Genomic DNA, 13,557 nt, shown 5'->3' with positions numbered 1-13,557 from the left:
GTCACGGCACCGCCTTCGCCATCCGCCTGACCGCCTCCGTCAGCAGGTCCGGGGACGTGGCCAGGTTCAGGCGGACGTGGCCCGCGCCGCCGGTGCCGAAGGGGAGGCCCGAGTTCAGGGCCACCCTGCCGCGGTCGAGGAACGCGGCGGCCGGATCGTCGCCGAGGGGCAGGGCGCGGCAGTCGAGCCAGGCGAGGTAGGTGGCCTCGGCGGGGCGGTAGGTGATGGCGGGGAGGTGTTCGGCGAGCAGGTCCGCGAGCAGGCGGCGGTTGGCGGCGAGGCCCGCGTTGAGGGCGTCGAGCCAGTCGGTGGCCGAGCGCAGCGCGGCGGTGTGGGACAGGACGCCGAGGTGACTCGGGCCGTGGCTCACCTCCTCCGGGAGGCGCGCGAGGTCGGCCGCGGCCGCCGGGCCGAAGAGGGCGATCGCCGCCTTGAGGCCCGCGAGGTTCCACGCCTTGGAAGCCGACGTCAGCGCCATGGCGTTCTCGGCGCCCGGCACGCTCAGGTACGGCACGAAGGTGACCCCCGGCTCCACCACCGGGGCGTGGATCTCGTCGACGACGACGCGCACGCCGTGGCGGTCGGCGAGCGCGGCGACCGTCGCGAGCTCATCGGCGGTGTGCAGGGTGCCGGTCGGGTTGTGCGGGCTGCACAGCAGGTACGCGGCCCGCCTCCCGCCCGCCACCGCGCCCCGGAACGCCTCCTCCAGGGCGGCGAAGTCGATGCGCAGGTCCTCGCCCAGCGGCGCCTCCGCCACCCGCCGGCCCATGTGCTCGGCGAACGCGTAGAAGGGCGGGTAGACGGGGCTGTTGACCACCACGGTGTCACCGGGCCCGGTGATCACCTTCAGCAGCTCGACCGCGCCCTGCATGACGTTGGCGACCAGCGCCGTACGCTCCACGGCGACGCCGTCCCAGCCCCATCGCCGCTCGGCGAAGTCCGCCAGCGCCTCGGCGTACCCCGTACCGGAGGCGTACCCGGTGTCGCCGAGCGCGACCGCGTCGCCGAGCGCCCGCGCGACCGGTTCGGCCAGCGGTACGTCCATCTCGGCCACCCACAGCGGGAGCACGTCCTCGGGGTAGGTGCGCCACTTGGCGCTCGTGCGGCGGCGGAGCTGGTCGAGGGTGAGCCGGGTCAGGGGGTTGGGTGTGTCGGCCATGACACCACGGTAGGACGGCCGGCGCCGATCGGCCCCCGGTGAGGGCACATTGGGCCCGTCGGGCCTCCGGACGCGGTCGTGTTCGGCCGGACCCGGTCGTGTGCGGCCGGAATTCGGCGGCGGCGTACGGGTGTTGGGGTCTACGGAGAACCGCCGGACCCCGAAGGAGCATCCGAACGTGACAGCCAGCCTCTCGGACGAGCTGAAGACGTACATCGACGAGCAGAAGGTCTTCGCGACCGTCGCGACCATACTTCCCAACGGGCAGCCGCACCTGACGGTCGTCTGGATCAAGCGGGACGGCGAGGACCTCGTCTTCTCCACCACGGCGCAGCGCACGCAGGGCAGGAACCTCATCCGCGACCCGCGGGTCACCGTGATGATCCACCCGCCCGAGAACCCGTACACGTACGCCTCCGTGCGCGGCACCGCCACCCTCACCCCGGACACCACGGGTGAGCTGGCGGACGAGCTGTCGCTCAAGTACACGGGCCAGGACTTCGCCACGTTCATGGGCGGGAGCGCCCCCGACGGCGACCGGCTCACCGTGCGCGTGACGCCCGACAAGATCACCGGCCGCTTCTGAACCAGCCGGTCACCACGAGCCGTCCGGCTTCGGAGCGAGACGGCACCAAGGAGACGTCCGGTATCGGATTATCCAGTACGGACCGAGTTGTACGCTGGCGGCATGACCGCCATGTCGCCAGCGCGCACCGAACCCGACCTCTCCTACCTCCTCGACCACACCAGTCACGTCCTGCGCACCCGCATGTCGGCCGCGCTCGCCGAGATCGGCCTGACGGCCCGCATGCACTGCGTCCTGGTCCACGCCCTGGAGGAAGAGCGCACCCAGATCCAGCTGGCCGAGATCGGCGACATGGACAAGACGACGATGGTCGTGACGGTGGACGCCCTGGAGAAGGCCGGCCTCGCCGAGCGCCGGCCCTCCAGCCGCGACCGGCGCGCGCGGATCATCGCCGTCACCGAGGAGGGCGCGAAGGTCGCCCGGCAGAGCCAGGCCATCGTCGACCGCGTCCACGCGGAGGCCCTCGCGTCGATCCCCGACGGGGACCGCGAGGTCCTGCTGCGCGCCCTGAACGGCCTGGTCAGCGGCCACCTGGCCGAACCGGTGGAGAGCCCGCGCCCCGCCCGGCGGGCACGTCAGGCCTGACACGTCACCACACCCCCTCGAAAGCCGATCCCGAAACAGATCGTCTGTAACGAAACTATCTGCTACGGTCATTCCTGTCGCCCTCACCGCGCCCTCGCCGCATCGACAGGAGAGACCGTCATGTCCATGACTTCTCGGGCACCCTCACGCCACCTCGCCCTCGGCGTCATCGCCACCGGCATGCTGATGACCGTCCTCGACGGCAGCATCGTCACCGTCGCGATGCCCGCCATCCAGAGCGACCTCGGCTTCTCACCGGCCGGTCTCAGCTGGGTCGTCAACGCCTACCTCATCGCCTTCGGCAGCCTGCTCCTGCTCGCCGGGCGGCTCGGCGACCTCATCGGCCGCAAGCGGATGTTCCTGGCGGGCACGGCGGTCTTCACCGCGGCGTCGCTGCTCGCCGGGCTCGCCACCAGCCCCGCCGTACTGATCGCCGCCCGGTTCCTCCAGGGCGCCGGCAGCGCGATGGCCTCCGCCGTCAGCCTCGGCATCCTCGTCACGCTCTTCACCGAGCCGCGCGAACGCGCCAAGGCCATCGCCGTGTTCAGCTTCACCGGCGCGGCGGGCGCGTCGCTCGGCCAGGTCCTCGGCGGGATCCTGACCGACGCGCTCGACTGGCACTGGATCTTCTACATCAACCTGCCCATCGGCCTCGCCGCCCTCGCCGCCGCCGTCACCGCCCTCCCCCGCGACCGCGGCCTCGGCCTCGCCGCCGGGGCCGACGTGATCGGCGCCCTGCTCGTGACCGGCGGCCTGATGCTGGGCATCTACACGGTCGTCAAGGTCGAGGAGTACGGCTGGACTTCGACGCCCACCCTCGGCCTCGGCGCCCTCTCCCTCGCGCTGCTCGCCGGGTTCGTCGTACGGCAGGCCACGGCGGCGCAGCCGCTGATGCCGCTGCGCATCCTGCGCTCGCGCAGCGTCGCCGGCGCCAATCTCGTGCAGGTCCTCATGGTGGCCGCGCTGTTCTCCTTCCAGATCCTCGTGGCGCTCTACCTCCAGAAGGTGCTCGGGTACGGCGCCGCCGCGACCGGTCTCGCCATGCTGCCCGCCGCCGCGGTCATCGGCGCGGTGTCGCTGGGCGTCTCCGCCCGCCTCAACGCCCGCTTCGGCGAGCGCACGGTCCTGCTGGTGGGCCTGGGCCTGCTGCTCGGCGTCCTCGGGCTGCTGGCCCGCGTCCCCGTACACGCCGACTACGTGACCGACCTGCTGCCCGTGATGCTGCTGGCGGCCGGGTTCGGGCTCGCGCTGCCCGCGCTCACCACGCTCGGCATGTCGGACGCGGGCGAGGACGACGCGGGTCTCGCCTCCGGGCTGTTCAACACCACGCAGCAGATCGGCATGGCGCTCGGCGTCGCCGTCCTGTCCACCCTGGCCGCCTCCCGCACCGAGGGCCTGCTTACGGCCGGCACGCCCCAGGCCGAGGCGCTGACCAGCGGCTACCGGCTGGCCTTCACCGTCGGCGCGGGGCTGATCGTCGCCGCCTTCGCCGTCGCGGTCCTGGTGCTGCGCACCGCGCCGCGCGCCCCTCAGGACCGCAGCGCGGCCGGCAGCTCGCCGGAGTACAGGACGTCGAGCCGGGAGACCGCGCGCGTGAGCGCCACGTAGAGCCGGTGGGCCCCGCGGGGTTCGGCCGCCACGATCTCGGCGGGTTCGGCCACGACGACGTGGTCGAACTCCAGGCCCTTCACGAGCGCCGCGGGCAGCACCGTCACCCGCGGGACCGCAACCCCCGCATCCGCCGCCCCCGCGTCCACGACCCCGGCGTCCGCCGCCTCCGCAACCCCCGCGCTCGCCAGCGCGCCCCGCAGCAGCTCGGCCGTCGGCCCGGTGGCGATCACGCCGACCGAGCCCTCGCGGCCGAGCGCCGCCCGTACGGCCTCGACCACCGCGGCCGCGAAGGACCCCCGCTCCACCCGGCGTACCGTCACCTCGCCCCCCGGCCGCATGGCCCGGGGGCGCGGTACGTCGACGTCCAAGGCGCCCAGCAGCCGGTTCGCGAGCTCCACGACGGCCTCCGGAACGCGGTAGCCGGCCGTGAGCGGGACCACCTCGGCGGACGGCCGGCCCAGGTGCGCGAGCTGCTCCGGCCACCCGCGGGCGGCCCACGGAGTGGTGCCCTGCGCCAAGTCGCCGAGCACCGTCAGGGAGCCGAAGCCCGCGCGGCGCGCGATGGCGCGGCACTGCATCGGCGAGAGGTCCTGCGCCTCGTCGACGACGATGTGGCCGTAGCCTTCGGGGCGTTCGACCAGCCCGGCGAGCTCGTCCAGGAGCACCAGGTCCGCCGCCGTCCACCGCGCCGAGCGGTACGAACGCGGCGCCCGCGGCCACCGGATCGCCGCCCGCTCCGCCACCGACAGCGCCTCGTCGCACGGATCGGCCAGCAGCCCGGCCAGCACCTCCTCCGGCGTCACCTTCGGCCAGCACGCGTCCACGAACGCCGTCACCGCCCGCGCCCGCTCCACCTTCCGCACCCACGCACCGCCCCGCGGCCCGGCACGCCGCTCGGCCTGCTCCTGGACCACCCGCACCACCCGGCTCCGCAGCCGCTCACGCCCCACGGCGTACGGGGGCTCCTCGGCGCGTACGCCGGCGACGAGCCGCTCCAGCTCGTCCAGCGGCACACGCCACCGGTACGAGCCGTCGGGAACCACCAACGGCTCGGCCGGCCCGCCGACCCTCCCGTACAGCGCCCGGCGCAGCACCCCCGCCATGCGCGCGTCGTGCTTGACGGCCTCCGCCTCCGGCGTGTCGTACGCCCGGACCTCGTGGCCCCGGCCCCGCGCGACCTCGTCCTCGACCGTCGACTGCCGTACGTCCCCCTCGCCGAGCGCGGGCAGCACCTCGGAGATGTACGTCAGGAACGTGCGGTTCGGCCCGAGGACCAGCAGGCCGCCGCGGTGGACGCGCCGCGGGTGGGTGTAGAGCAGGTACGCGGCCCGGTGCAGTCCGACGGCGGTCTTGCCGGTGCCCGGCGCGCCCTGCACGCAGAGGGAGAGGGCCAGGTCGGCCCGTACGAGATCGTCCTGTTCGGGCTGGATGGTGGCGACGATGTCCCGCATGGGCCCGACGCGGGGCCGCTCGATCTCCCCGGCGAGGATCGCCCCGGCGAGTGCCTCCCCGGAGAGGGCCTCTCCGGGGAGGGCCTCCCCGGCGAGTGCCTCCCCGGCCGTCAGGTACTCGTCCTCCAGGGCGGTGAGGTCCGCCGAGTCGCCGTCGCTGTAGGGGGCCCAGCCGAACCGTCGCCGTACCCGTACGCCCTGGGGATCGCGGGCGCTCGCTTGGTAGAAGGCGCGCGCGACGGGGGCACGCCAGTCGATGACGAGCGGCGGGGAGGCGGGGTGCTCGGCGATGCGACGGCGGCCTATGTGGTGGCACTGCCCGTCCGCGTGGTCGAGCCGGCCGAAGAAGAGCGGGCCCGGCTTCTCCTCACGCAACCGCTTTGCGTGGCTGCGGAGTTGGTACCCGAGCGCTTCGGCGTCGGCGCCGGAGGCGGAGACGTCCTCGCCGGTGACGACGTGGTGTTCGGCGCCTTCGGCCATCCGGACGAGGGCGGCGCGGCAGGTGTCGTGGTGGGCCCGTTCCTTGCTCAGTTCAGCGTCGAGTGTGGTCATTCCCCCAAGAATAACGTAACCGAGTAACGAAACTTCCCGACTCTCAAGATGGCGGAACGATGAATTCCAGCCGACCTAGAATCAACGCTTCCGGGTGCTCGTTGACACTCTCCGTATCCGGAAGCTAACTTCGCGGCGTCGTCGCCACACCAGGAGCACGAGGCTCCTCAGGGACTAGCGACGCGAAGGACTCCTTCCCAGTTGACGACTGAGACCGTCTTCGAGATCCAGCCCTTCACCCCTCCGGACACCGCCGCCGGACTGTTCACCGTCCGGCCCTACACAGCCCACTGCCAGGTGATATGCGCCGAGGGCGCCCACGCCGTGATCGGCGTTTCACCCGGCAACAGCTACTTCTCCGCCCAGCGCGTCATCGACCTGGCCCGCTGGGGCATGGCCCACTTCGAGCAAGCGGACTTCGTCTACACGGACATGCACGTCGCCGAGATGTACGAGGCGTCCGGCTACACCGCCGAGGACGCCCGCCGCAAGGCCGTGAAGAACCTGCGCGGCGTACGGGCCAAAGTGACCAACGCCGTCGCCACCGTCGACCCCGACGGCATCCGGCTGCGCGCCCACCCCATGTCGGCGTTCCTGGACAACCCCGCGTACCGCGAGATCCGGGACCACCTCCAGGACCGGCTCGACACGGACCCGGACTTCCGCAAAACCTGCGACGCCCTCGTGGACACCTTCCTCTCCTCCAAGGTCCTGGACGGGAAGGCCCCCACGGAGCGGCAGCGCGAGGTGTGCGTGGAGTACGTCTGCGCCGAGGCGCCGCTCTTCCTCGACACGCCCGCCATCCTGGGCGTGCCGTCCTCCCTCAACTGCTACCACCAGCTGCTGCCGATGGCCGAGTTGCTCTACTCGCGCGGCTCCGGTCTGCGCGCCTCCCGCAACCAGGGCCACGCCATCGTCACGCCCGCCGAACCCACCCAGCCGACCTCTCCCGCACAGCGCGCCGAAGGAGACTCCGATGTCCGTTGAGACCCTGCACGACGAGCTGCGTGACGCCCGTGACGACCGTGACGACCTGCCCGACGAGCTCCCCGACTTCCCCTTCTCCTGGCGCGGCGACCAGCTCCCCGACGAGATAGAGCTGTTGCGCAAGGAGCCCGTGAAGCGGGTACGGACCATCGCCGGCGACCCGGCCTGGCTGGTGTCGTCCCACGCCCTGTGCAAGCAGGTCCTGGAGGACCCGCGGTTCAGCCTGGCGGAGACCTCGGCCCCCGGCGTACCCCGCCAGTACGCCCTGACGATCCCGCCGGAAGTCGTCAACAACATGGGCAACATCACCGGCGCCGGGCTGCGCAAGGCCGTGCTCAAGGCGCTCAACCCCAAGGCGCCGGGCCTGGTGGAGTGGATGCGGTCGACCGCCGCCGACCTGGTCGACCGCGCCATCGCCGAAGGCGCCCCCGCCGACCTGCGCGGGCAGTTCGCGGACCCCTATTCGGCGGCGATGCACTGCCACATCCTCGGCATCCCGCAGGCGGACGCGCCCCGCCTGATGAGGAGCCTGGACATCGCGTTCATGAACTCGGCCTGCCCCATCACGGGCGCCAAGCTCAACTGGGACCGCGACATGGCGTACATGGTCGAGCGGCTGGACGACCCGTCGACGACGGGCCTGATGGCCGAACTCGCGGCGCTGCGCGAGGACCCGGAGTACGACCACCTCACCGACGAGATGCTGGCGACCGTCGGCGTGACCATGTTCGGCGCGGGCGTCATCTCCACCGCCGGCTTCCTCACCATGGCCCTGGTCTCGCTCATCCAGCACCCGGAGCTGAAGGCCGAACTCCTCGCGGACCGCACCAAGATCCCGGCGGCCGTCGACGAGCTGCTCCGGATCAACCTCTCCATCGGCGACGGGCTGCCGCGCCTCGCCCTGGAGGACGTCACCCTCGGGGACGTCGAGGTGAAGAAGGGCGAGCTGCTCCTCGTCCTCGTCGAGGGCGCCAACTTCGACCCCGAGGTGTTCCGCGACCCGCACACCGTGGACCTCACCCGCGAGAACAACACCGCGCACCTCTCCTTCGGCGGCGGCCGGCACTACTGCCCGGCCACCGCGCTGGGCAAGAAGCACGCGGAGATCGCCCTGGAGACGCTGCTCGACAAGATGCCGGACCTCCAGCTGGCCGTCCCCATCGCCCAGCTCGTCTGGCGGACCGGCTTCATGAAGCGCATCCCGGAGCGCCTCCCCGTGATGTGGTGACCGCCGCGAGGCGACGTGCCGCGTCACTCCACGAGGCCGTCACCCCGCGAGACGTCACTCCGCGAGGCCGTCGCCCCGCGAGGCCGTCACCCCCGCGAGGCCGTCGCGCAGCTGCCGGAAGGCCAGCTCCGCGGCGGCCACCGCGTCCGGCTCCACCGCGTCGGCACTCGCCCCCGCCGCGATCCGCCGCCAGTTCTCCTCCGCCAGAACCCGCTGTACGGCGACGACCTGGCCCGCCGCGAGCCGCGCCGCCACCCCGGCGCCGAGCACCGGGCCCAGCGCCGCCGCCAACTCGGCCTCGGCCGCGCCCTGGTACGCGTACAACCGCGCCACCAGGCCCGGCGTCCCGTACAGCAGCCGGTGGAAGGCGAGCACCGACGGCTCGTCGCACAGCCCGGTCACCGGGTCGCGGCGCGCGAGCCCGTCCAGGAAGTGCCGCTCGAGCGCACCGAGCGGCTCGACGCCCCGGGGCCGCTCGCGGACGACGCGCGCCGCCTCGTCCCGGTGGTCGGCGAACCGGTGCAGGACCAGGTCCTCCTTGGCGGGGAAGTACCGGAACAGCGTCGGCTTCGACACCTCCGCCGCCGCCGCGACCTCCGCGACCGAGACCCGGTCGAAGCCCTTGTCGAGGAAGAGCGCGATCGCCGCCTCCGAGATCGCCTCGTACGTCTGCCGCTTCTTCCGCTCCCGCAACCCGCTCATGCGGACGAGCCTACGCACCCGGCTTGACCTCGACTCGACTTGAGGTCCGAGACTCGTGAGCGCGGGCCCCGGACGGACCGGAACAGGCCCGCGACGACAGGGGGTACAGGCCATGCGCGTGGCGCAGGTGAAGACGTTCGGCGGCCCGGAGGTGCTGGTCCCGGCCGATGTCCCCGAGCCGGTGGCCGGTCCCGGCCAGGTGCTCGTGGCCGTGGCGGCGGTCGACACGATCTTCCTGGAGACCCAGCTGCGATCCGGCTGGGGCGGCGAGTACTTCACCCTCGAACCGCCGTACGTCCCGGGCGGCGGCATCGCCGGCACGGTACGGGCCGTCGGCGCGGGCGTCGACGCGGAGGCGTGGCTCGGACGCCGTGTGATCGCCTCCCTCGGCTACACCGGCGGCTACGCGGAGCGGGCCGTCGCCGCCGTCGAATCGCTGGTCCCCATCCCCGACGGGCTCTCCTTCACCGACGCCGCGGCCCTGGTCCACGACGGCGTCACCGCGACCGCGCTGCTCGACGCGACGGGCCTCGGGGCCGGTGAGAGCGTGCTGGTCGTGGGCGCGTCCGGCGGGATGGGCACCGTACTGGTCCAGCTGGCGAAGGCGGCGGGCGCCCGCGTCGTCGGCACCGCGCGCGGCGGGCGGAAGGCCGCGCTCGTCCGGGACCTGGGCGCCGACGCGGTCGTCGACGCGGGCGCCCCCGGCTGGGTGGACCGCGCCCGCGAGGTGCTCGGCGCCCGGGGCGCGGACGTGGTCCTGGACGGCGTGGGCGGCCCGGTGGGCCTGGCGGCGTTCGCGCTCGTCGCCGACGGCGGGCGCTTCTCCGCGCACGGCGCGCCGACCGGCGGCTTCGCCGAGGTGGATCCGCGCGAGGCGGAGCGCCGGGGCGTACGGCTGCTGGGCATCGGCGACGTACAGCTCGCGCCCGACGCCTACGCCGCGCTGGCCGGCCGGGCGCTCACCGAGGCGGCCGCGGGGCGGCTGCGGCCGGTCATCGGCGGCGCCTTCCCCCTGGAACGGGCGGCGGACGCCCACGCGGCGATCGAGAACCGGAGCCTGCTCGGCAAGGTGGTGCTCACCACCTGACACGGCCCGGAAAGCGGGCCCGCGCATGGCCCGGACACCGGGCTCAGAACTCGTCCGGGCACCACGGCCGCCGCGACGTCCGCAGCAGCAGGTCCGCCCGGGCCGCCGCGCCCGGGGTGGACTCCTCCACCCGGCCCAGCGCGGCGAGCCGCACCGCCGACTCGTCGCCCAGGTACAGCGTGGCCAGCTCCGCGATGTCCATCGTCAGGTCGGCCGGGGCGCCCGTCGGGGCGCAGGCCGCCCCCTCCGGCGAGGCGTCCAGCCGGTAGCGGCCGCCCGCGAGGCCCGCCGCGTCCCGCAGGTCCAGCACGAGGCTGCCGGAGGTGCCGTACGTCCGCGCCTCCAGGGCCCGTACGACGTCGAGGATGCGCACCCACAGGTAGTCGGCGTACGTTGTGACGCGCGCGGCGCGCGGGTCCGGCAGCAGCAGGGGGAGCAGGTCGTCGGGGGCGCGGTAGCCGCTCTTGACCGTGGTGATCCAGTCGATGGAGCAGACGAACCGCCACAGGGCGCGCTCGGCGGCCGGGGTGAGCGCCATCAGCTCGCGCACGGTCGCGGTGTTCATCGGCTGCTTGCCGGCGTCCCAGTGGTCGTCGCAGCGGTAGACCGCGTACCCCTCCACCTCGCCGGAGGGCGAGCGGTACACGACGTGGAACGGCTCCGTGTACGGGGAACCGTCCGGCAGCGGCAGAGCGCCCGTGCGCAGCAGCCAGTCCCGCTCGCTCCGGCTGACCACGCCGTGCCGCACGGCCCGTACCCGGTGGTGCAGTTCGGGCCCGAGCTTGCCGAACTCGGACGCGTCGATCAGGTCGATCCGCCCGCCGTCCTCCGGACCCGACCAGCGCGGGTCGAGGCCGGCGCGCCGCACGTCGACGGTCCACTCGGTGAGCGAGGCGGCCGGGCCGTAGCCGTACCGCCCGTAGATCGGGTACTCGGCGGCGATCAGCGTCGAGACGACCTCGCCCCGCTCCTTGGCCGCCCTGAGCTCGGTGTCCACCAGGCGGCTGAGCAGTCCCCGGCGCCGGTGCGTCGGCGAGACCGTCACCTGGCTCACGGCGCACGCCGGGACCGGGGCGCCGCCCGGGACGGTGAGCTCCTGGGCGAACGACCGGAAGGTGGCGACACAGCGCCCGGCCTCGAACGCGCCGCGCGTGCGCGCCAGGTCCATGTACGGCAGGCGGCGCTCGGCCTCGCCCTCCGGCACCCTGGGCGACACCAGGAAACCGGTGCGCAGGGCGCGCAGCCAGTCGGGGAACTCGGACTCGGTGACGGGACGGACCTCGACGCTGCTCATGGCCGCCACGCTAGGCGGCCGCCCCCGCACCCGGCACCCGGTTTTCGCCGGGCCCGCCCGGCCCTGCCCCCTCAGAACGCGGCGCGCACCGCCCCGACCCGCTCGCCCCCGCCCAGCAGCGGCGCGTCCGCGATCCGCGCGAGCACGGGCGCGGTCTCGGCGTCCAGGCCCAGCAGCTCCAGGCCGCGCGCCAGGACCGGGCCCATCGCGCGCGCCGAGCCGTCGTCGATCTTGAAGGCGAGGGCGCGGCCGTTCGCCAGGGCCACCGCCTGCACGGCCTCGGCGCCCATCTTGGACAGCGCGCCGGGCACCTCCCGCATCAGCCAGGTGTCCGGCCGCCGGGTCCCCGCCACGTACTCGGGGAACGCGCGCATCGCGTCCGCGACCCGCCGCTGCGGCGTGCCGGGCTCGGCGAGGACGTACGAGCGGAACGCGCGGGCCAGCCCCACCAGGCTGATCGCCATCAGCGGCGCGCCGCACCCGTCGGTGCCGACGGTGTCGACGGTCTCGCCGGAGGCGGACTCGATCTCGGAGTGGACCAGGCGCTGGAGCGGGTGGGCGGGGTCCAGGTAGCCGACCGGGTCCCAGCCGTTCTGCGCGCAGGCGGCGAGCATCGCGGTGTGCTTGCCGGAGCAGTTCATGGTGATCCGCTCCCGGACCCGCCCGGTGGCCAGGTACGCCTCCGCCTCCGCCGGGTCGAGGGGCAGGTCGGGCGGCGTCTGGAGGTCGGCCTCGGTGAGCCCGTACTCGGCGAGCATCTTGCGTACGAGGTCGAGGTGGAACGGTTCGCCGGAGTGGCTCGCGGCGGCCAGGGCCAGCCGCTCCCCGCTCAGGTCGAGCCCTGCGCGCAGCAGCGCGGCGGCCTGCATCGGCTTGTTCGACGAGCGCGGGAAGACCGGCGCCGTCACGTTCCCGGCCGTGAACTCGATGGTGCCGTCCTCGGCCAGCACCACCAGCGACCCCCGATGGTGGCCCTCGACGAAGCCCGACCGGACGACTTCGGCGAGGACCGGAGGTATGGAGGCGTTGGCGGAGGTGGAGGTCATGACGGTGGCCTTCCGGAACGGAACGAGACCCGCGGAGCCGCGAGCCCGCGTCGAGGACTCCTGGGCGGAGACCCGGCCGAGAGACTCAGCTGAGCAGGTCGTCTACTTGTGCTTCGCCTTCACGGTACCTGCGGGCGATCTCGGCGCTGCAATCGTCGGCGGTCCGCTGGAGCTGCTGCCGGCGCCGGGACACCTGTTGTTCGTAGCGTGCCAGACGTCCCATCGCGGCGCGCAGCTCTTCGTCCGTTCGGGCGGTCAGGTCCGACAGCTCGACGTCGGCGAGCATCTCGGCGGCCAGCCGCCGGTACGTCTCGCCGCGCGGCGTGGAGACCGTGACGTGGCGGACGGAGGAGCGGTGCCGCGAAGGGGTGTCGGCGAGGATCTCGGAGAGCCGGTCCACCACCGGAACCTGCGCACCGCCGCGCCGCGCGAGCTCGGCCCGCAGGATGTCGATCCGGCCCTGGAGCAGCCGTCGTACGTAACTGAGGTCGGCCTCGTCGCCGTGCGCGTCGCGCCGCAGGGCGCGCAGCTCCGGCAGGCGCAGCGCCTTGAGGTCATGGGGCCCCATCTCCGGCAGGACGGACTCGGCCGGGGTACGCGGCCCCGGCGGCCGGAGGTGGACCTGGTGGACCTGGTGTACGGCATGCGGTGGCGTTGGCGTCTGCCCGGCGCCCGATGTGCTCATGGTGATCCGTCCCCTCGACCGGTGCGCAGCCGCACCGCCTGACACGCATGGTGCCACTCCCGCATGCGATGTGCAGGTGCACTGCACCCGTTCGGCCCCGTTACGTTGGTACGCATGCGTGCAGTGGTGCAGAGGGTCGACGGCGCGAAGGTCGTCGTCGCGGGTGAGACCGTCGGCGAGATCGTCGGCGAGGGGTTGTGCGTGCTGGTGGGGGTTACCCACGAGGACACCGTGGAGAAGGCGGCGCAGCTGGCCCGCAAGCTGTGGTCGGTGCGGATCCTGGAGGGCGAGAAGTCCTGCTCGGACGTGAACGCGCCGCTGCTGGTGATCTCGCAGTTCACCCTCTACGGGGACGCCCGCAAGGGCCGGCGCCCGACCTGGAACGCGGCGGCGCCGGGCGAGGTGGCCGAACCGCTGGTGGACGAGGTGGTGGCGCGGCTGCGGGAGCTGGGCGCGCGGGTGGAGACGGGCCGGTTCGGAGCGGACATGCGGGTCTCGCTCACGAACCACGGCCCGTTCACCGTGATCATCGAGGTCTAGCGGTGTCTTGCCGATCTCGCCGGGCTCGCGGCGTGATCGACGAG

At 73.5% G+C, this 13,557-nt stretch carries 13 protein-coding genes; 7 read left to right on the top strand and 6 right to left on the bottom strand.

Going from position 1 to position 13,557, the window contains the following annotated elements; translation table 11 throughout:
- Position 1: 1 nt before the first annotated feature.
- Entirely contained in the window at positions 2 to 1,159 is a 1,158-nt protein-coding gene (locus AC07FJ_RS30595) for a MalY/PatB family protein (protein ID WP_479052453.1), read from the bottom strand.
- Positions 1,160 to 1,337: 178 nt separating this feature from the next.
- On the opposite strand from AC07FJ_RS30595, the gene AC07FJ_RS30590 reads away from it, so the two are divergent.
- From AC07FJ_RS30590 to AC07FJ_RS30580, 3 genes are all read left to right on the top strand, one after another.
- On the top strand, positions 1,338 to 1,745 hold the full coding sequence (locus AC07FJ_RS30590) for a PPOX class F420-dependent oxidoreductase (protein WP_479052452.1): 408 nt from the start codon (positions 1,338 to 1,340) through the stop codon (positions 1,743 to 1,745).
- 102 nt (positions 1,746 to 1,847) lie between these two features.
- Positions 1,848 to 2,330 carry a MarR family winged helix-turn-helix transcriptional regulator gene (locus AC07FJ_RS30585; RefSeq protein ID WP_479052451.1) on the top strand — a complete coding sequence of 161 codons (483 nt, stop codon included), beginning with the start codon at positions 1,848 to 1,850 and terminating at the stop codon, positions 2,328 to 2,330.
- Positions 2,331 to 2,456: 126 nt separating this feature from the next.
- The gene (locus AC07FJ_RS30580; protein WP_479052450.1) at positions 2,457 to 3,938 is read left to right on the top strand and encodes an MFS transporter; all 1,482 of its coding nucleotides are present in this window, start codon (positions 2,457 to 2,459) and stop codon (positions 3,936 to 3,938) included.
- Here the strand turns inward: AC07FJ_RS30580 and AC07FJ_RS30575 are convergent.
- Positions 3,860 to 5,944, bottom strand: a complete 2,085-nt coding sequence (locus tag AC07FJ_RS30575; RefSeq protein ID WP_479052449.1) for a HelD family protein — start codon at positions 5,942 to 5,944, stop codon at positions 3,860 to 3,862. The genes AC07FJ_RS30580 and AC07FJ_RS30575 overlap by 79 nt on opposite strands.
- Positions 5,945 to 6,145: 201 nt before the next feature.
- Between AC07FJ_RS30575 and AC07FJ_RS30570 the strand changes: the two genes are divergently transcribed.
- Positions 6,146 to 6,931, top strand: a complete 786-nt coding sequence (locus tag AC07FJ_RS30570; protein ID WP_479052448.1) for a cyclodityrosine synthase — start codon at positions 6,146 to 6,148, stop codon at positions 6,929 to 6,931.
- Positions 6,921 to 8,159 carry a cytochrome P450 gene (locus AC07FJ_RS30565; protein WP_479052447.1) on the top strand — a complete coding sequence of 413 codons (1,239 nt, stop codon included), beginning with the start codon at positions 6,921 to 6,923 and terminating at the stop codon, positions 8,157 to 8,159. Before AC07FJ_RS30570 ends, AC07FJ_RS30565 begins: the two co-directional genes overlap by 11 nt.
- A 54-nt stretch (positions 8,160 to 8,213) precedes the next feature.
- On the opposite strand, the gene AC07FJ_RS30560 is transcribed toward AC07FJ_RS30565, so the two are convergent.
- Positions 8,214 to 8,861, bottom strand: coding sequence for a TetR family transcriptional regulator (locus AC07FJ_RS30560; RefSeq protein WP_479052446.1), 648 nt, complete (start codon positions 8,859 to 8,861; stop codon positions 8,214 to 8,216).
- A 112-nt stretch (positions 8,862 to 8,973) separates the two neighbouring features.
- Here AC07FJ_RS30560 and AC07FJ_RS30555 point away from each other — a divergent pair, with 112 nt between their 5' ends.
- Positions 8,974 to 9,948, top strand: a complete 975-nt coding sequence (locus tag AC07FJ_RS30555) for a zinc-binding dehydrogenase (RefSeq protein ID WP_479052445.1) — start codon at positions 8,974 to 8,976, stop codon at positions 9,946 to 9,948.
- Positions 9,949 to 9,991: 43 nt separating this feature from the next.
- Here the strand turns inward: AC07FJ_RS30555 and AC07FJ_RS30550 are convergent, their stop codons facing one another.
- From AC07FJ_RS30550 to AC07FJ_RS30540, 3 genes are all read right to left on the bottom strand, one after another.
- Complete coding sequence (locus AC07FJ_RS30550; protein ID WP_479052444.1) at positions 9,992 to 11,242, bottom strand: GNAT family N-acetyltransferase; 1,251 nt, start codon at positions 11,240 to 11,242, stop codon at positions 9,992 to 9,994.
- Between the two features lie 71 nt (positions 11,243 to 11,313).
- On the bottom strand, positions 11,314 to 12,288 hold the full coding sequence (locus AC07FJ_RS30545) for an asparaginase (RefSeq protein WP_479052443.1): 975 nt from the start codon (positions 12,286 to 12,288) through the stop codon (positions 11,314 to 11,316).
- An 85-nt stretch (positions 12,289 to 12,373) separates the two neighbouring features.
- Positions 12,374 to 12,973 (bottom strand): RsiG family protein, encoded by a 600-nt coding sequence (locus AC07FJ_RS30540; RefSeq protein WP_479052442.1) that lies wholly within the window; start codon positions 12,971 to 12,973, stop codon positions 12,374 to 12,376.
- Positions 12,974 to 13,087: 114 nt separating this feature from the next.
- Here AC07FJ_RS30540 and dtd point away from each other — a divergent pair, with 114 nt between their 5' ends.
- Positions 13,088 to 13,513, top strand: a complete 426-nt coding sequence (gene dtd, locus AC07FJ_RS30535) for a D-aminoacyl-tRNA deacylase (RefSeq protein ID WP_361417018.1) — start codon at positions 13,088 to 13,090, stop codon at positions 13,511 to 13,513.
- The last annotated feature ends 44 nt before the right edge of the window (positions 13,514 to 13,557 follow it).

The organism is Streptomyces sp. NPDC045998 (genome assembly GCF_056430285.1).
Note: the sequence above shows the minus strand (reverse complement) of the source record. Positions and strands in the feature narration are given on the sequence as shown.